Annotated in this window: 19 protein-coding genes; 8 read left to right on the plus strand and 11 right to left on the minus strand. The window is 68.2% G+C overall.

Annotated elements, in window-relative coordinates:
- Positions 1-39: 39 nt before the first annotated feature.
- The 5 genes from P7V53_RS29260 to P7V53_RS29280 are packed head-to-tail and all read right to left on the minus strand — an operon-like array spanning position 40 to position 3765.
- Entirely contained in the window at positions 40-1188 is a 1149-nt protein-coding gene (locus P7V53_RS29260) for a D-alanyl-D-alanine carboxypeptidase family protein (RefSeq protein ID WP_280153000.1), read from the minus strand.
- A gap of 55 nt (positions 1189-1243) precedes the next feature.
- Positions 1244-1867 carry an alpha/beta fold hydrolase gene (locus tag P7V53_RS29265; protein ID WP_280153001.1) on the minus strand — a complete coding sequence of 208 codons (624 nt, stop codon included), beginning with the start codon at positions 1865-1867 and terminating at the stop codon, positions 1244-1246.
- Positions 1864-2193: a (2Fe-2S) ferredoxin domain-containing protein gene (locus tag P7V53_RS29270; protein ID WP_280153002.1), complete on the minus strand. Its 330-nt coding sequence runs from the start codon at positions 2191-2193 to the stop codon at positions 1864-1866. The genes P7V53_RS29265 and P7V53_RS29270 overlap by 4 nt, the downstream gene beginning before the upstream one ends.
- A gap of 24 nt (positions 2194-2217) precedes the next feature.
- A complete protein-coding gene (locus tag P7V53_RS29275; protein WP_280153003.1) occupies positions 2218-3330 on the minus strand; it encodes a VanZ family protein in 1113 nt (370 codons plus the stop codon).
- Between the two features lie 15 nt (positions 3331-3345).
- The gene (locus P7V53_RS29280; protein ID WP_280153004.1) at positions 3346-3765 is read right to left on the minus strand and encodes a CopD family protein; all 420 of its coding nucleotides are present in this window, start codon (positions 3763-3765) and stop codon (positions 3346-3348) included.
- Positions 3766-3860: 95 nt separating this feature from the next.
- On the opposite strand from P7V53_RS29280, the gene P7V53_RS29285 reads away from it, so the two are divergent.
- The 4 genes from P7V53_RS29285 to P7V53_RS29300 all read left to right on the plus strand — a co-directional run bounded on the left by P7V53_RS29285 (position 3861) and on the right by P7V53_RS29300 (position 8482).
- Complete coding sequence (locus tag P7V53_RS29285) at positions 3861-5207, plus strand: erythromycin esterase family protein (protein WP_280153005.1); 1347 nt, start codon at positions 3861-3863, stop codon at positions 5205-5207.
- Positions 5208-5464: 257 nt separating this feature from the next.
- Positions 5465-6466 (plus strand): porphobilinogen synthase, encoded by a 1002-nt coding sequence (gene hemB, locus P7V53_RS29290; protein ID WP_280153006.1) that lies wholly within the window; start codon positions 5465-5467, stop codon positions 6464-6466.
- Between the two features lie 10 nt (positions 6467-6476).
- A complete protein-coding gene (locus tag P7V53_RS29295) occupies positions 6477-7571 on the plus strand; it encodes a magnesium transporter CorA family protein (protein ID WP_280153007.1) in 1095 nt (364 codons plus the stop codon).
- A complete protein-coding gene (locus P7V53_RS29300) occupies positions 7568-8482 on the plus strand; it encodes a DMT family transporter (RefSeq protein ID WP_280153008.1) in 915 nt (304 codons plus the stop codon). Before P7V53_RS29295 ends, P7V53_RS29300 begins: the two co-directional genes overlap by 4 nt.
- Here P7V53_RS29300 and ybeY read toward each other — a convergent pair.
- Together ybeY and P7V53_RS29310 are read right to left on the minus strand one after the other, a co-directional pair.
- Entirely contained in the window at positions 8439-8888 is a 450-nt protein-coding gene (gene ybeY / locus P7V53_RS29305; protein ID WP_280153009.1) for an rRNA maturation RNase YbeY, read from the minus strand. The genes P7V53_RS29300 and ybeY overlap by 44 nt on opposite strands.
- A 2-nt stretch (positions 8889-8890) precedes the next feature.
- A complete protein-coding gene (locus P7V53_RS29310) occupies positions 8891-9856 on the minus strand; it encodes a PhoH family protein (RefSeq protein WP_280153010.1) in 966 nt (321 codons plus the stop codon).
- A gap of 128 nt (positions 9857-9984) precedes the next feature.
- On the opposite strand from P7V53_RS29310, the gene P7V53_RS29315 reads away from it, so the two are divergent.
- From P7V53_RS29315 to ruvA, 3 genes are all read left to right on the plus strand, one after another.
- On the plus strand, positions 9985-11820 hold the full coding sequence (locus P7V53_RS29315) for an ATP-binding protein (protein ID WP_280153011.1): 1836 nt from the start codon (positions 9985-9987) through the stop codon (positions 11818-11820).
- Positions 11821-11906: 86 nt separating this feature from the next.
- Complete coding sequence (locus P7V53_RS29320) at positions 11907-12560, plus strand: response regulator transcription factor (protein WP_280153012.1); 654 nt, start codon at positions 11907-11909, stop codon at positions 12558-12560.
- A gap of 37 nt (positions 12561-12597) precedes the next feature.
- Positions 12598-13170: a Holliday junction branch migration protein RuvA gene (gene ruvA, locus P7V53_RS29325; protein WP_280153013.1), complete on the plus strand. Its 573-nt coding sequence runs from the start codon at positions 12598-12600 to the stop codon at positions 13168-13170.
- A gap of 7 nt (positions 13171-13177) precedes the next feature.
- Here the strand turns inward: ruvA and P7V53_RS29330 are convergent, their stop codons facing one another.
- On the minus strand, positions 13178-13642 hold the full coding sequence (locus P7V53_RS29330; RefSeq protein ID WP_280153014.1) for a copper chaperone PCu(A)C: 465 nt from the start codon (positions 13640-13642) through the stop codon (positions 13178-13180).
- Positions 13643-13692: 50 nt separating this feature from the next.
- Here P7V53_RS29330 and ruvB point away from each other — a divergent pair, with 50 nt between their 5' ends.
- Positions 13693-14745, plus strand: coding sequence for a Holliday junction branch migration DNA helicase RuvB (gene ruvB, locus P7V53_RS29335; RefSeq protein WP_280153015.1), 1053 nt, complete (start codon positions 13693-13695; stop codon positions 14743-14745).
- Here ruvB and P7V53_RS29340 read toward each other — a convergent pair.
- The 3 genes from P7V53_RS29340 to P7V53_RS29350 all read right to left on the minus strand — a co-directional run bounded on the left by P7V53_RS29340 (position 14719) and on the right by P7V53_RS29350 (position 17850).
- On the minus strand, positions 14719-15690 hold the full coding sequence (locus tag P7V53_RS29340) for a branched-chain amino acid ABC transporter permease (RefSeq protein ID WP_280153016.1): 972 nt from the start codon (positions 15688-15690) through the stop codon (positions 14719-14721). The genes ruvB and P7V53_RS29340 overlap by 27 nt on opposite strands.
- Positions 15690-16574 (minus strand): branched-chain amino acid ABC transporter permease, encoded by an 885-nt coding sequence (locus P7V53_RS29345; RefSeq protein ID WP_280153017.1) that lies wholly within the window; start codon positions 16572-16574, stop codon positions 15690-15692. The genes P7V53_RS29340 and P7V53_RS29345 overlap by 1 nt, the downstream gene beginning before the upstream one ends.
- Positions 16575-16641: 67 nt before the next feature.
- Complete coding sequence (locus tag P7V53_RS29350; RefSeq protein WP_280153018.1) at positions 16642-17850, minus strand: ABC transporter substrate-binding protein; 1209 nt, start codon at positions 17848-17850, stop codon at positions 16642-16644.
- Positions 17851-17859 lie beyond the last annotated feature (9 nt).

A 17859-nucleotide genomic window follows, 5' to 3' on the forward strand; every position in this document is an offset into this window, starting at 1 on the left:
CCATGACTCCGGGTTGGGCGGCAGGGCCGATGGGCGAGCTTACTTGATCCACAGCCGCAGGGAGTCCCAGGCGCGGCCGAAGATGCCGGCCTGCTCGACGGGCTCCATCACCACCAGCGGCACCTCGGCAACCTTCGTGCCCGAAGCAGTGGTCACACGCACGGTGCCCACGCGCTGGCCCTTGCCCAGCGGGGCGACCAGCGGATCGGTGCGCTCCAGGTTCGTCTTCAGGTTGCCGCCCTCGCCGCGCGGCACGCTGACGTACATCGCTTCTGCAGGACCGAGCTTGGCCTCCTTCGCGGAGGCCTTCCACACCGGCACCGTCACCATCGGCTTGCTGGTGTCGAACAGGCGGATCGCATCGAAGGCCTGGAAGCCCCAGTTCAGCAGCTTCTGGCTCTCGTTGGCGCGCGCCTCCATCGACGTGGTGTTGAGCACCACGCTCAGCAGCCGGCGCTTGCCGTTGGGAAAGTCGCGCTGGGCGCTTGCGATGAGGCAGTAGCCGGCGGCTTCGGTGTAGCCGGTCTTCATGCCGTCGACTGTCGGATCGCGGCGCAGCAGCAAGTTCCGGTTGGGCTGCGCGATGTTGTTGTACTTGTAGTCCTTGATCGAATACAGCGTGTAGAAGTCGGGGTGGTCGCGAATGATGTGGCCGGCGATGACCGCCAGGTCGCGCGCCGTGCTCTTGTGGCCCGCCTCGGTGACACCGGTGACATTCTTGAATGTCGTGTTCTTCAGCCCCCAGGCCTGGGCCTGGCGGTTCATCATCGCGACGAACTGGTCGAGCGTGCCGCCCACCGCCTCGGCCAGCGCGACCGAGGCGTCGTTGCCGCTTTGCACGATCATGCCGCGCAGCAGTTCCTCGACCTTGGGCTGCATCGTCGTGTCGATGAACATCAGCGATCCGCCACCCTTGCGCTCCTCCCAGGCGCGCTTGGACACCGCCACCGTCTGCTCGAGCGTGAGGCGCTTCTCCTTGATCGCGTTGAAGACGATGTAGGCCGTCATCAGCTTGGTGAGCGACGCAGGATCGGCCGGCGCGTCCGCTTCGCGCTCGGCGAGCGGCTGGTTGCTCGTGAGGTCGACGAGCAGATAGCTCTTGGCCGCGACCTCCGGCGGCTGCGGGGTCTGCGCGAAGGCGGCGCCGGCAAGGGCCAGCGAGGCAAGAAGGGAAAGGAATGATTTCATCGGGATCCGGAGTGAGGACAGAGCGAGGCGTCTGAGCCGCTTCGTCGCGAAGGGTTCAGGCTATCGGCCGCTGCAGTTGCTGCACGACCAGGTTCTTGAGCAGCGACAACTGCCCGTGGAAGAAGTGCCCGACACCGGGCAGCACGATGACGGGCAGCGATTGCGGGCGCGCCCAGTCGAGGGTGGCCGACAGCGGCACGACTTCGTCGGACTCGCCGTGCACGACGATGGTGTCGGCGGGCACCGTTTCCATCGCCTGCTTCTGCGTGGAGGGTCCGACCAGCACCATGCGCTGCGGCTTGTCGCCCTCGGCCAGGCGCTTGGCCGCTGCCGCGGCCACGTAGGCGCCGAACGAGAAGCCGGCGAGCATGAACGGCGCATCGGCCTCGCGCTGGGCGGCAATCACCGCCAGCGCATCGTCGACCTCGCCGCGCCCCTCGTCCCAGTGCCCTTGCGAGCCGCCCGCGCCGCGGAAGTTGAAGCGCACCGTGCGAAAGCCGATCTGCAGGAATGCGCGCGCCAGCGTGATGACGACCTTGTTGTCCATCGTGCCGCCGTGCACCGGGTGCGGATGGCAGATCACGGCCACGCCCGCGGGCGCCGCCGCCGGCGCATCCAACGCACATTCGATCGCGCCGGCAGGCCCGGCCAGCATCTCGCGGACGGTGTGGGAATTCATCGGCCGACGTTGGGCGGCAGAAGCAGCCGATCGACGACCTCGCCCTTCTTCAGGTGCGCGTCGACGATCTCGTCGATGTCGTTCGCGTCGACATAGGTGTACCAGACGGCCTCGGGATAGACGACGGCAACCGGCCCGCCGGCGCAGCGGTCCAGGCAGCCGGCCTTGTTGACTCGGATGCCGCCAGGTCCCGCGAGCCCTTCGGCCTTGATGCGCTTCTTGCAGTGATCGAAACCGGCCTGGGCGCTGTGATGCGCGCACGAGTCTTCGCCGTTGTCCCGCTGATTGAGGCAGAAGAAGATGTGCCGCTGGTAGTAACTGCTCATCCGCGCATTTTAGGGACCCCGCGGTCAACCCGACTCCTTGGCGCCGATGCGGGCGAGCAGGTAAGCCATGGTCACGTACGGCCACAGCCAGCCGACCCACTGTGCCGCGCCGTGGAAGCGGATGAAGCGTCCCTGCTCCCACGCCTGCAGGCTCTCGGCGAAATAGGCGTCCGCCGGCGCCTGCGCGATGACCGCCACCAGCGCAGCCAGCACCATCAGCCCCAGCCCGGCCGCCGCGCGGCGCGGCACCCACGCCAGCGCCAGCGCCAGGGTCACCCCGGCCAGCAGACCCGCTTCGGCCGCCGGCGTGCGCCACGCCAGCGAATGCTGCGGCCCGAAATTGAGCGCGGTCGACAAGGTGATGGCCGCCAGCCCGAGCCCCGTCGCACCCAGAGCAAGCACCAGTCGACGCCAGCCGGGTCGCGAAATCGCGTAGGCGACCAGGCAAGGTGCCAGCAGGCCGAGCGCGATGGCGATGAATTCGCTGCCCGAGGACAGGGCGGCGCCCGCGCTGTCGTCGGGCACCAGCCAGGGTTCGACCCACGGGGCGACCGCGCTGTCCTCGAGCCATCCGGACAAGGTGTCGCGCAGCCGCGGCCAGACCTGACCGCCGCCGAACGGGACCGGCCCGGGGAAGAGCTGGCCGATGGGCCACAGCACGAGCAGCGCGAGACCGCCCGCGCTGTGATCGATGAACCAGCGCTCGCGCACCGCCTGCCAGCGCTCGACGCCGCCGAGCAGGTGGACGCTCAGCGCCAGCGCGGCGCCGGCCGCGGCACCGACCGTGTTGAGTGCCAGATCGACGTTGGACGACACGCGGTGGGGCAGGAAGTTCTGCAGCAGCTCCATGGTGAACGAGAGGCCGCTGCCGGCCGCGACCGCGACCGCGACCGAGCGTCCGGGCGACCAGCCCGAGCGCACGCACGCGCCGAACACCAGGGCGCCCAGCGGAAGGTAGCCGACGAGGTTGGAGATGAGGTCGAACGAGGTCCACCACTGCCACCACGGGCGGAGCAGGAAGGCCCATATCGACGGACCCGGCATGCGCCACCCGGTGAACGGGTAGAGGCTGGCGTAGACGATCAGCGCCGCATAGATGCCGGCCAGCGGCGCGGCGGAGCTGCGGTGGCTGGCCATGCGCTGGGCGGCGGGTCAGAACGGCTTGACGACGACCAGCACGACGATGGCGGCGAACAGCAGCACCGAGACTTCGTTGAAGACGCGGAACCAGCGCTCGCTGCGCTGGTTCGCGAACTGCTCGAACTTGCGCAGCAGTGACCGGCACGCATGGTGATAGCCGATGGCAAGCACGACGAGGAGCAGCTTGGCATGCAGCCATCCGCCGGTGTCGCGGAAATAGCCCAGCCACAGCCACAGTCCCAGGCCCACTGCCGGCACCATCAGCATGCTGGCGAAGCGGTAGAGCTTGCGCGCCATCATCAGCAGGCGTTCGCGCTCGGCATGGCTGTCGGCCGGCACCATCGCGAGGTTGACGAAGATGCGCGGGAGGTAGAAAAGGCCGGCGAACCAGCTGGCGACGAAGACGATGTGGAAGGCTTTGATCCAGGGCATCGCGCGATTATGGCGATGCAGCATCGGTTGTTGCGGCGCTGCCGCAAACAGCGTACCCGGCCGTCGGCCGGCATGCAGATTGCCTCTCGTTCCGAGTGACGGCGCAGACACGCATCCTCGAACTCGTTCGCGACGAAGCACAGCTCCTGACGGATCTGGGCGACGTCGACATGCTGGTGCGGCTGGTGGGTCCGTCGCGGCTGGTGCTGCTGGGCGAGGCCACGCATGGCACTCACGAGTTCTATCGGCTGCGCGCCGAGTTGACCCGGCGGCTGATCGTCGACAAGGGGTTCGACGCCGTCGCGGTCGAGGCCGACTGGCCCGCCGCGCTGCGCGTCAGCCGCTACGCGCAAGGCAGCGACGACGACAGTTCGGCCGAGAGCGCACTGCGGGGCTTCGAGCGGTTCCCTCGCTGGATGTGGCGCAACACCGAGGTTAGCGACTGGATCGAGTGGCTGCGCCAGCGCAACTGCAGCGTGCCGGAAGAATCGGCGCAGGTCGGCTTCTTCGGCCTGGATCTCTACAGCCTGCGCGAGTCGATGAACGCGGTGCTGCTCTACCTGGACCGCACCGACCCCGAGGCGGCGCGGCGAGCGCGCGCCCGTTATGCCTGCTTCGACGAAGTCGCCCAGGATCCGCAGGCGTATGGCCACGCCGTGCACTTCGGCCTGCGCGAGGACTGCGAGCGCGAGGTGCTGCTCCAGCTTCGCGACCTGTGCGGCGACAGCAGCCGCCTGAGGCACGATGGCGCGGCCGCCACCGACGAGCTGTTCTACGCGCAGCAGAACGCACTCGTCGTCCGCAACGCCGAGGCGTACTACCGCACCATGTTCAGCGGCCGCAGCGACTCGTGGAACCTGCGCGATCAGCACATGGCCGACACCCTCCATGCGCTGGACCGCCACCTGACGGCGCAGCGCGGGCGTCCGGCGCGAATCGTGGTGTGGGCGCACAACTCTCATCTCGGCGATGCCCGGGCCACCGAGTCGGCGCGGCGCGGGCAGTGGAACCTCGGCCAGCTCGTGCGCGAGTCGCAGACACGGCCGAACGAGAGCTTCCTGCTGGGCTTCACGACGCACACCGGATTGGTGGCCGCGGCCACGGATTGGGACATGCCGGTGGAGTTCAAGCCCATCGTGCCGTCGCGGCCCGACAGCATCGAAGGCCTGCTGCACGACAGCGGCCTCGACCGCTTCGTGCTTGCGCTGCGCGAGGGCAGCGATGCGCTGCAGCATGCGCTGTCGCGGGAGCGCCTGCAGCGTGCCATCGGCGTGATCTACCGGCCGGACACCGAGCGATGGAGCCACTACTTCGGCGCGTCGGTGTCGCGGCAGTTCGATGCGCTGGTGCACCTGGACACGACCCATGCGTTGCAGCCGCTGGATGCCGACGCCATCTCCCAGCACACGGAAGAACCCGAGACCTATCCGTCGGGTGTCTGATCGCTGATGCGGCGGTGCGCAAAGAAAAAGCCCTGACGCATGGTCAGGGCTCAAAAGCCTTAACGCTGTCATCACGGTAAGGCACCTGCTCAGGGAGGAAAAGCAGGGAACGAAAGCCTTGCGGCTATCATTCACCGCTTACTTTAGCAGATGCACATCGCTTCCGAAACGCCGCCGACACCGGAATAACGCGAAGTTTTCCCCCTCGGTACAAGGCTGCCGGCCGTGCTTGTGCGATCTTCGGAAAGCACCTCCACGTGTCCATCCTCCCCCCGTTTCCGACCAGCCGTCCACGCCGATTGCGCCGCGATGAATTCAGCCGCGCGATGGTGCGCGAGCACCGACTGCATCCCTCCGATCTGATCCTGCCGGTGTTCGTGCTCGCCGGGCACGGACACACGCAGGACGTGGCCTCCATGCCCGGCGTGCAGCGCCTCAGCGTGGACCGCCTGCTGCCGGTAGCCGAGCAATGCCTGTCGCTGGGCGTGCCGGCGATGGCACTGTTTCCCGTGATCGACACGGCGCTGAAGACCGAGGACGGCCGCGAGGCGCTGAACCCCGAAGGCCTGGTGCCGACCGTCGTGCGTGAGCTGAAAAAACGCTTTCCCGAGCTCGGCCTGATGACCGACGTGGCCCTCGATCCGTTCACCAGCCACGGCCAGGACGGCCTGCTCGATGCGAGCGGCTACATCGTCAACGACGAGACGGTCGAGGTGCTCAAGCAGCAGGCGCTGGTGCAGGCCGAGGCCGGCGTCGACATCGTCGCCCCGAGCGACATGATGGACGGCCGCATCGGCGCCATCCGACAGTCGCTCGAAGCGCGCGGGCTCATTCACACCAGGATCATGGCCTACAGCGCCAAGTACGCGAGCGCGTTCTACGGCCCGTTCCGCGACGCGGTGGGATCGGCCAGGAACCTGGGCAAGAGCAACAAGAAGGTCTACCAGATGGACCCGGCCAACAGCGACGAGGCGCTGCGCGAAGTGGCGCTCGACATCGCCGAAGGCGCCGACATGGTGATGGTCAAGCCCGGCATGCCCTACCTCGACATCGTGCGCCGCGTGAAGGACGAATTCCGCCTGCCCACGTTCGCCTACCAGGTGAGCGGCGAATACGCGATGCTGAAGGCCGCCGCGGCCAACGGTTGGCTCGATCACGATGCGGTGATGATGGAAAGCCTGCTCGCCTTCAAGCGGGCCGGGGCTGACGGCGTGCTGAGCTACTTCGCGCTCGACGCGGCGCGTCTGGCCCGCGCCTGAAGCCGCGCCGATGCGCATCTTTCACGTCCACGGCGACCAGTTCATCGAGCTCGACACGCTGCCCGAGCGCCTGCCCGCCGGCGGCTACCTGTGGATGGGCACGGCTCGCCGCGAGTTCGAGGTCCAGATCTCGCGCCTCCAGTCGGCGCTGCAGTCGTGGACCGGCGGCCAGCTGTTCGAGCCGCACGTGGCCGACCTGCTCAACAACCAGCTTCCTTCGCACTACGACTACACCTCCTGGTACGACATCCTGGTGTTCCGCCGACTGGCCGCGGGCGGCGGCAGCGCAGAGATGTTCGTGGACGAGAGCCACGGCACGCTCGCCAGCGCACGGCGAGCGCTGGCCTCCATCGACACCAGCCCGGTCGGCTTCGCGCTGTTCGATCGCCTGCTGCTCAGCGTGCATCCGACCGAATGCCAGGTGTTCGAGTTCTTCGTGCAGCGACTCAAGACGCAGTCGCAGGTCAGCGAGCAACGCGGGGGCAGGCTTCCCGCCAGTCCGGCCGACCTGATGCTGCGCATGGTCAACCACATGGTCGACAGCTACCTCGCGCTGCGTCGCCTGCTGACGCGCCAGCTCGGCTACCTGCAGCAAGAGCTCTTCGGCGCGCGCAGCCGCCTGGAGACCTGGCAGGTCTTGCTCGACTCGCGCAACACGCTGCATGTGCTGGAGGACACCTGCGAGGACCAGCGCGCCGCCATCGTCGAGTGGATCGACGCCCTCGACGAGTGGCCCGAGCCGCCGGACGCCGCCGCGCGTCGTGAGCGCGAGCTCGTGCGGGTGCGCTCCAAGGACGTGCTCGAGCACATCGAACGCGTGCTCACGCACGTGCGCCGGCTCGAATCGTCGGCCGAGGCAGCGGTGCAGATGTACTTCGCAGCGCAGAGCAACCGCACCAACGCCATCATGCGCACGCTGACCGTGCTGACCGCGATCTTCCTGCCGCTGAACCTGGTGACCGGCTTCTTCGGCATGAATTTCGAAGGCCTGCCGTTGATCCACAGCGCACGCGGCTTCTGGATCATCTTCGGCGTGATGCTCGTGCTGGGTCTCGGCCTCAGCGTCTTCTTCTGGCGCAAGCGCTACATCGGTACCTCGCATTGAGCCTGACGCCCCGCCAGTCGCTGCTGCTGGTGCTGCTCACGTTGACCTGGGGGCTCAACTGGCCCGTGATGAAGCTCGGCGTGACGGGATTCCCGCCGCTCACCTTTCGCTCGCTCTCGATGTGGCTCGGCCTGCCGGTGCTGTTCGCCGTGACGCGCTGGATGAAGGCCGACTTGCGCATCCCGCACCGTGACTGGCCCGAGGTGGCCAAGCTCACGCTGACCAACATGCTGGTCTGGCACACGGTGTCGATCCTCGCGGTGCAGGCGCTGTCGTCCGGCCGCGCCGCGATCCTCGGCTACACGATGCCGATCTTCAGCGCCGTGTGGGGCCGTGCGCTGTTCGGCGAGCGCCTCACGGCCCGCCAGCGGATCGGGATCGCGGCCGCGGCCGTCGGCGTCGCGCTGCTGCTGTGGCACGAGCTCGCGCAGATCGCCGGCCGCCCGTGGGGTGCCTTCGGCATGCTCGTGGCCGCGGCGGCCTGGGGGCTGGGCACGCAGCAGATGCGCCGCACGCACCTCGCGGCGTCCACCATCGCGTTGAGCTGGTGGATGACGGTGATCACCACCGTCGTCGTCACGCTGCTCGCGGCGATCATCGAACGCGATCGATGGCACGCGCCGCCGCCCGCGATCTGGTTCTCCGTGGGCTACAACGCGCTGCTGGTGTTCGGCTTCTCGCAGCCTGTCTGGCTGGTGCTGGCGCGCACGCTGCCGCCGGCCGCCTCGTCGTTGTCGGTGATGATGATCCCGGTGCTCGGGGCGCTGTCGGGCGCCTGGTGGCTCGGCGAGTCGCTGCACTGGCAGGACGGCGCGGCCATCGTGCTGATGGGCGCGGCGATCGCCTCGGTGCTGTGGCCGCGCCGGATCAGCGCCGGCGCCGGTACGGATCGGCGTAGCCCAGCGCCATGACGATCTCGCTCTCGCGCGCCTCCATCACCTGGGCATCGGCATCGGCCTCGTGGTCGTAGCCCTGGGCGTGCAGCGCTCCGTGCACCAGCAGGTGGGCGTAGTGCGCCTCCAGGTCCAGCCTCTGCCGGCGTGCCTCTTCGGCCACCACCGGCGCGCACAGGATCAGGTCGGCTGACACGACCGGCTCGCGGCTGTAGTCGAAGGTGAGCACGTTGGTGGCGTAGTCGCGGCCGCGGTAATCGCGGTTCAGCGCGCGCCCCTCTTGCGCATCGACGATGCGCACCGTGATCTCGGCCGGCCGCTCCAGCGCCGCGCGGATCCAGCGCGCCACGCGGTGCCGCGGCAGCGCCGCTCGGTGCGCGGGATCGGCGAACTGAAGCGACAGCGCGAGCGGCGGACGAGCCATCGTCACGTGGCGTCGGAGCGTGCCGCGTCGTAGGCCTCGACGATGCGGGCCACCAGCGGATGGCGCACCACGTCGGCTGACGTGAAGTGCGTCGTCGCGATGCCGCGCACGCGGCGCAGCACCCGCTCGGCGTCGATCAACCCGCTGTCCGTGCCGCGCGGGAGGTCGATCTGGCTGACGTCGCCGGTGACGACGCACTTGCTCCCGAAGCCGATGCGGGTGAGGAACATCTTCATCTGCTCCGGCGTGGTGTTCTGCGCCTCGTCGAGGATGACGAACGCATGGTTCAGCGTGCGTCCGCGCATGAACGCGAGCGGCGCGACCTCGATGCTGCCCTTCTCGAACGCCTTGCCGACCTTGTCGAAGCCCATCAGGTCGTACAGCGCGTCGTACAGCGGCCGCAGGTACGGATCGACCTTCTGCGCCAGGTCGCCCGGCAGGAAGCCGAGGCGCTCGCCGGCTTCGACTGCCGGACGCGTGAGGATGATCCGCTGCACGGCGCTGCGCTCCAAGGCGTCGACCGCGCAGGCCACGGCGAGGAAGGTCTTGCCGGTGCCGGCCGGGCCGATGCCGAAGGTGATGTCGTGCTCGAGGATGTTGCGCAGGTAGGTGTGCTGGTTCGGCGTGCGGCCGGCCAGGTCGGCGCGGCGGGTGCGCAGCGCGATCTCGTCGGACTCCGGCTCGCCGGCGCGGGCACGCGCCGGCACTGCCGGATGGCTCGCTTCGGCGAGCGCGAGCTGAAAGGTCTCCGGTGCGATCGGATGGCGCGCGCGGTCATACATGGTCTGCAGCAGCGCAACGGCCTTCTCCGCCTGCGGCTTGGCGCCCTCGACCTTGAACGACTCGTTGCGCCGCGTGATGCTCACGTCCAGCGCGGCCTCGATGTCGCGCAGGTGCTGGTCCATGCTGCCGCACAGGTGCGCGAGGCGGTCGTTGTCCAGGGGGATGAACGCGTGGCGAAGGATCACGAGGCGCTGGTCGGGTGGTGCGGGCGAGGCCGCATTGTCGCTGCTGTCGTGGATTCCGCCCGGCAAATGGAATGCCTGCGCGCCGCGGGCGGCAGCCGGGACGGTCGCTTACTGCACAATCGCGCGCCATGTCCATCCGCGCCCTCTGGACCTTGCTGCTCGCCTGGCTGGCGGCGCTGAGCCTCACGGGGCCCGCGACCGCCGCGCCCGTGGTCATCACGCGGGCCCTGTCAATCAACAGCGCGAGCGACCGATTCCCCGAGGGCGTGCCGACCCTGCCGGTTCAGCTGCCCGACGACTGGGCGCAGACGCGGCCGCGCCACGACGGCAGCGTGTGGTACCGCACGACGTTCGATACGCCCGCGGGCACCGGACGCGACGACCTGCTGGCGCTGTACATCGAGCGGGCTTGCAGCAACGTCGAGGTCTTCCTCAACGGCCACCGCATCTACAGCGGCGGGCGCATGACGGAGCCGCTGACCCGCCAGTGCTACCACCCCCACCTCGTCACCCTGCCGGCCGCGCTGCTGCAGTCGCAGGGCAACGTGCTCGACCTTCGCCTGGTGGGCTCGGCGCTGCAGCGGGTTGCCGCGCGCCAGCGCGCCGGCGGCCTGTCGGCGCTGACCATCGGGGCGCAGTCGCAGCTCGAGCCGGCCTTCGCCGAGCGGCTGTTCTGGAACATCACGCTGGTCGAGCTGACCAGTCTCACGCTGCTCATCGTCGGCGCCTTCATGCTGGCGCTGTACCGGATGAACCGGCGCGAGGTGCCGCTCTTGTATTTCGGTGCGCTGCTGGCCGGCTGGGCGCTGCTGTCGACGCGGGTCTGGTGGCGCGACCTGCCGCTGCCCACCGCCACCATCGAATTCATCGCCAGCAGCGCCTATCCGGCGCTGGTGGCGTGCCTGGTGCAATTCCTGCTGAGCTACGCGGCGCTGCGCTCTCGCCTCATCGAAAGCATTCTGGTGGCGCAATGCCTGCTGATGCCGCTGACCCTCGCGCTGGCCGGACCGACGCGGCTGTTCGCCGCCACCAACGCCTGGTATGCGCTGCTCGCGCTGGAGGTGTTTGCGGCGATCGGCCTGTACCTCACCGTCGTCTGGCGGCACCGCCGCGACGATTTCGCGCCGATGCTGATGATCCTCGGCGGCACCACCGGACTGCTGCTCTACGTGATCGCCGTGCAACTGCAGGCCGTGCAGCAGCCGCCGGTGCAGATCATGCACTTCCTGGTGCCGCTGCTCTTCCTCGGGATCGGATCCCGGCTGCTGCAGGTGTTCAGCCGCGCGCTGAGCGCTGCCGAAGCCAATCGCTCGACGCTGGAGGAGCGCGTCAAGGAGATCACCGCCGAGATCGAGCGCAATTTCGCCCAGTTGTCGGAACTGCGGGTCGAGCAGGTCACCGAGAAGGAGCGCAAGCGCATCGCCGCCGACCTGCACGACGACCTCGGCGCCAAGCTGCTGACCATCGTGCACACCAGCGAGAGCGAGCGCATCTCCACGCTGGCGCGCGAGGCGCTCGAAGAAATGCGGCTGTCGGTGCGCGGGCTCACCGGCAAGCCGGTGCGGCTGGCCGATGCGCTGGCCGACTGGCGCGCGGAGACTGTCCTGCGGCTGGGCCAGGCCAACATCGAGTGCGACTGGAAGGGACCGGCCGACGAGATCGAGCACCTGCTGCCCGCCCGCGCCTACGTGCAGACGACGCGCATCCTGCGCGAGGCGGTCAGCAACATCATCAAGCACAGCAGTGCCTCTCATTGCAAGGTGCGCTCCAGCGTCGGCGAGCGCGACTTCGGCCTGCTGGTGCAGGACAACGGCAAGGGCATTCCCATGGAGCTCGACGGCAAGCTCGACCGCGGGCACGGCATGTCCAGCATGAAGCACCGCGCCAAGCAGCTGCAGGGCCAGTGCCTGGTGGAGTCGGGCCCCGGCTACGGCACCGTGATAAGGCTCACGCTGCCGCTGTAGTCAGGGTCCAGCCCGGTCCCCCAGCCGGGTTTTGGCGCTGTAGCATGGTGGTGAGTCCACGCATCGCCCCTGTGCGCAACGCCGTCATGAACAACATCCTGCTGCTCGAAGACCTGCCCGAGATCCGCGCCTGGATGAAGCAGCTGGTGCTGCAGGTCTTTCCGAACTCGCTGATCTCCGAAGCGGCGCGCGTGCACGACGCGCGCGAGCTGATCACCGCGGTCAAGTTCGACCTGGCGCTGATCGACCTCGGCCTGCCCGATGGCTCCGGTGTCGACGTGGTGGCGGCGCTGCGCGAGTCGCAGCCGGAAGCGCAGTCGGTGGTGGTCACCATTCACGACGACGACGATCACCTGTTCCCGGCGCTGCAGGCCGGCGCCTTCGGCTACCTGCTGAAGGAGCAGGCGCGCGAGCTGATCGCCGAGCAGCTCAAGCGCATGAGCCAGGGCGAGCCGCCGCTGTCGCCTTCGATCGCGCGGCGCGTCATCTCCTACTTCGCCGCACAGGCACGGCCTCAGCAAAGCGCGCACAGCATGCCGCACGTCGCTCTCACCGAGCGCGAGAACGAGGTGCTGCTGCGCGTGGCCAAGGGCTTCACGCTGCCCGAGATCGGCGTGCAGCTGAACCTGTCGCGCCACACCATTGCAGACTACGTGAAGCAGATCTACCGCAAGCTCAACGTGAGCTCGCGCGCCGAAGCAGCCCTGGAAGCCCAACGCCTCGGCCTGTTCCGCCGCTGAGGTCCGCCGCGGCGAGAGCGCCGCCGATAATCAGCCGATGATCGGCAGACTCACCGGCGTCCTCGCGGAGAAATCGCCCCCGCAATTGCTCATCGACGTGAACGGCCTCGGCTACGAGGTCGACGTGCCGATGAGCAGCTTCTACAACCTGCCGGGGCTCGGCGAGCGCGTCACGCTGCTCACCCACTTCGTCGTGCGCGAAGACGCGCAGGTGCTGTACGGCTTTCTCACCCACGACGAGCGCGCCACCTTCCGTCAGCTCGTCAAGATCTCGGGCGTCGGGCCGCGCACCGCGCTGGCCATCCTGTCGGGCTTGAGCGTTTCCGAGCTGGCGCAGGCGGTGAGCCTGCAGGAAAGCGGACGGCTGGTGAAGGTGCCCGGCATCGGCAAAAAAACCGCCGAGCGGCTGCTGCTGGAGCTTAAGGGCAAGCTCGGCGATGCGCTGGCCGCGCCCGCAACGGTGGCCAACGACGCGCACGCCGACATCCTTCAGGCGCTTCTCGCGCTGGGCTACAGCGACCGGGAGGCGGCGGCAGCGATGAAGGGCCTGCCGGCCGATGCGAGCGTGAGCGACGGGATCAAGCTGGCGCTGAAGTCGCTGGCGCGCTGACCCGGCCTCAGTGCTTGTGGTCGCGGGGCTCGCCGGTCTTCACGGCGTCCACCGTCACCTCCACCTTCACCTCGCCGGCCTTCTCGAACTTCAGCGTCATCGCGAAGCGCTCGCCTTCCTTCAACGGCGCCTTCAGGCCGATCAGCATCAGGTGCAGGCCGCCGGGATGCAGCGCCACCGCCTTGTTCGTGGGCACCTCGATGGCATCGAGCTGACGCATGCGCATCACGTCGCCTTCCATCTTCATGTCATGCATCTCGACACGCTGCGCGATGTCGGTCTGCACCGCCACCAGTCGGTCCGACGGGCCGCGATTCTCGAAGCGCAGGTAGGCGCCGCCGGTGGGCTGGCCGGGCAGCGTGGCGCGCGCGTAGGGATGGTCCACGGTGATGGCACCCAGCTTGTAGCCATGGGCCTGGACCGCGAAGGCGGCGCAGGCCATTGCCAGGCCCGCAAGATGTCGAAACTGCATCGCCCGATTGTGCCAAACGGCCCCGTGCCCACGCGCCGATAATGGCCGCCATGAGCATCCAGACCGACGAGTTCCCTGCCTCGCGTCGCATGGTCAGCGCCGCCAGCGCGTCGCCCAACGAAGAGGCGATCGAGCGGGCGCTGCGGCCCAAGGGGCTGGCGGAATACATCGGCCAGAGCAAGGCGCGCGAGCAGCTCGAGATCTTCATCGGCGCAGCCAGGATGCGCAGCGAGGCGATGGACCATGTGCTGCTGTTCGGCCCGCCCGGCCTCGGCAAGACGACGCTGTCGCACATCATCGCCAACGAGCTGGGCGTCAACCTGCGGCAGACCTCCGGGCCGGTGCTCGAGAAGCCCAAGGACCTGGCCGCTATCCTCACCAATCTCGAACGCAACGACGTGCTCTTCATCGACGAGATCCACCGGCTGAGCCCGGTCGTCGAGGAGATCCTGTACCCGGCGCTGGAGGACTACCAGATCGACATCATGATCGGCGAAGGCCCGGCCGCGCGCTCGATCAAGCTGGACCTGCAGCCGTTCACGCTGGTGGGCGCCACCACGCGCGCGGGCATGCTGACCAACCCGCTGCGCGACCGCTTCGGCATCGTCGCGAGGCTGGAGTTCTACACGGCCGACGAGCTCGCGCGCATCGTGCACCGATCGGCCGGCCTGCTCGACGTGCCCATCGATGCGGAGGGTGCCTTCGAGATTGCCCGCCGCTCCCGCGGCACGCCGCGCATATCCAACCGCCTGCTGCGCCGCGTGCGCGATTACGCCGACGTGAAGGGCGACGGCCGCATCACGAAAGTGATCGCGGACAAGGCGCTGGCCATGCTCGACGTCGATCCGCAGGGCTTCGACGTGATGGACCGCAAGCTGCTCGAAGCGGTGATCCACCGTTTCGACGGCGGGCCGGTGGGCCTCGACAACGTGGCCGCCGCGATCGGCGAGGAGCGCGACACGATCGAAGACGTGATCGAGCCCTACCTCATCCAGCAGGGTTACCTGCAGCGCACGCCGCGCGGCCGCATCGCCACGCTGGCCGCCTTCCGCCATCTCGGCGTGGCGCCGCCCAAGTCAGCGGGCGACCTGTTCGACGCCTGATTCGACCGGCTTGCGGCGCCGCTGCAGCCATGCCAGCAGCTCGCCGACGAAGCCGCGCCGGAAGGCGATGACGCAGACGACGAAGATGACGCCGATGATCACGTTGACCCAGGAGCCGACGCGGTCGGCCAGGTAGTCCTGCAGGCCGATGATGGTGAAGGCGCCCAGCACCGGCCCGGCGAAGGTGCCCATGCCGCCGAGCAGCGTCATCAGCACCACCTCGCCGGACAGCGACCAGTGCACATCCGACAAGGTCGCGAATCCGAGCACCACCGTCTTCAGCGCGCCGGCAAGCCCGGCCAGTGCGGTCGAGAGCACGAAGGCCAGCAGCTTGTAGCGGTCGACGTCGTAGCCCAGCGAGACCGCGCGCGCCTCGTTCTCGCGGATGGCCTTCAGCACCTGGCCGTAAGGCGAATGGACGATGCGGATGATCAGCGCGAACACCGCGACGAACACGGTGAGCACGAAGAAGTAGAGGACGAGGTCGTTCTCCAGCGAGACCAGCCCGAACAGCTTGCCGCGCGGCACGCCCTGCAGGCCGTCCTCGCCGCCGGTGAAGGGCGCTTGCAGGCACACGAAATACACCATCTGCGCCATCGCGAGCGTGATCATGGCGAAGTAGATGCCCTGGCGGCGGATCGCGATCAGGCCGACGACGAGCCCGACCAGCCCGGCGACCAGCGCGCCGGCGACGATGCCGAGCTCGGGCGACCAGCCGGCGGAGCGCACCAGCCAGCCGGTGGCGTAGGCGGCCGCGCCCATGAAGGCCGCGTGTCCGAACGACAACAGCCCCGTGTAGCCCAGCAGCAGGTTGAAGGCGCAAGCGAAGATCGCGAAGCACAGGCCCTTCATCACGAAGATCGGGTACAGGCCGATGAAGGGGGCGGCGATCAGCAGCGCCAGCGCGACCAGCCAGGCGATTCGTCCGACGCGTTGGCCGTCCATCACTTCTCCTTGCCGAAGAGCCCCGCCGGGCGTATCACCAGCACGATGGCCATGATGACGAAGACGACGATGTTCGACGCCTCGGGGTAGAACACCTTGGTGAGCCCCTCCACCAGGCCCAGCAGCAGCCCCGTGAGGATGGACCCCAGGATGGAGCCCATGCCGCCGATCACCACCACGGCGAACACGACGATGATCAGGTTGCTGCCCATCAGCGGCGTGATCTGGATCACCGGCGCCGCCAGCACGCCGGCGATCGCGGCGAGCCCCGCGCCGGCGGCGTAGGTGAGCATCACCATCATCGGCACGTTGACGCCGAAGGCCTGCACCAGCGCCGGGTTCTCGGTGCCGGCGCGCAGGTAGGCGCCCAGCCGGGTTCGCTCGATCAGGAACCAGGTGCCGAAGCACACTGCCAGCGAGGCGAACACCACCCAGGCGCGGTAGTTGGGCAGCACCATGAAGCCCAGGTTGGTGGCGCCCTGCAGCGCCTCCGGCACCGAATACGACTGGCCCGACACGCCGAACTGGTCGCGGAAGACGCCTTCGGCGATCAGCGCCAGCCCGAAGGTCAGCAGCAGGCCGTAGATCGGGTCGACCCGGTACAGCCGCTTGAGCAGCGTGCGCTCGATGACCACGCCGATGGCCCCGACGACCAGCGGCGCGACGATCAGCGCCAGCCAGTAGTTGAGGCCGAACTTCTCGAGCCCGATCCAGGCGACGTAGGCGCCGATCATGTACAGCGCGCCGTGCGCGAAGTTGACGATGCCCAGCAGCCCGAAGATGACGGCCAGGCCCAGGCTGAGCATCGCGTAGAACGAGCCGTTCACCAGGCCGAGGAGCAGCTGGCCGAGAAAGGCCTGGAGGGGGATGCCGAGGATTTCCATGGTGTGCGAGCGCGGTGGAGGCGCGCCGGCCGGCCCCGTGAGGCCGGCCGGCGCGCAGTGCCTCACTTCATTTCCACAAGGCGCACTTCGTTTCGGTCTTGCTGGTCCACGCCTCTTCGCCCTTGAAGGTGTGAACCACGTTGTAGTAATCCCAGGGCTCGGTGGACTGCTCGGGCTTCTTCACCTGCATCAGGTACATGTCGTGCACCATGCGGCCGTCGCCGCGGATGAAGCCGTTCTTGGCAAACACGTCGTTGACCTTGGTCTTGCGCAGCTGCGCGAGCACCTTGTCCGGGTCGTCGCTGCCCACTGCCTTCACCGCGTTGAGGTAGTTCAACGTCACCGAGTAGTCGGCGGCCTGCAGCGACGACGGCATGCGCTTCATCTTCTCGAAGAACTTGCGGCTCCATGCGCGCGTTTCGGCGTTCTGGTTCCAGTACCAGCTGTCGGTGAGGTACATGCCCTGGGTGGTCTTCAGGCCCAGCGAGTGGATGTCGTTGATGAACACCAGCAGGCCCGCCAGCTTCATCGTCTTGGTGATGCCGAATTCGTTGGCGGCCTTGATGGAGTTGATGGTGTCGCCGCCGGCGTTGGCCAGGCCGAGGATCTGCGCCTTGCTCGACTGCGCCTGCAGCAGGAAGGAGGAGAAGTCGCTCGCGTTCAGCGGATGCTTGACCGAGCCCACGACCGAGCCGCCGGCGGCCTTGACGATGGTGGACGTGTCGTTCTGCAGCTGCGCGCCGAAGGCGTAGTCGGCGGTGAGGAAGTACCACGACTTGCCGCCTTCCTTGACCACCGCGTTGCCGGTGCCCTTGGCGAGCGCCACGGTGTCGTAGGCCCAGTGCACCGTGTACGGCGTGCACTGCTCGCCGGTCAGCGCCGAGGTGGCCGCGCCCACCACGAGGAACGGCTTCTTCTTCTCGGCCGCCACCTTCGACATCGCCAGGCTGGTGCCCGAGTTGGTGCCGCCGATCAGCATGTCCAGGCCCTGCGTGTCGAACCATTCGCGCGCCTTGGCGGCCGCGATGTCGGGCTTGTTCTGGTGGTCGGCGAAGACCACCTCGATCTTCTTGCCGTTGACCGCGCCCCCGGCATCGGCGATGGCCATCTTGATCGCCTCGACCCCGCCGGCGCCGTCGATGTCGGAGTAGACGCTCGACATGTCGGTGATGATGCCGATGCGGATCACGTCGCCGGAGATCTGCGCCTGCGCGCTCGTGCCGAGCATCGCGACAAGGGCAAGCGAGCAGGCGGCGGCGGTTTTCTTCAGTTTCATCGGGTACTC

Origin of the sequence: Piscinibacter sp. XHJ-5 (assembly GCF_029855045.1) — a bacterium.
Classification (GTDB): Bacteria; Pseudomonadota; Gammaproteobacteria; order Burkholderiales; family Burkholderiaceae_C; genus Albitalea.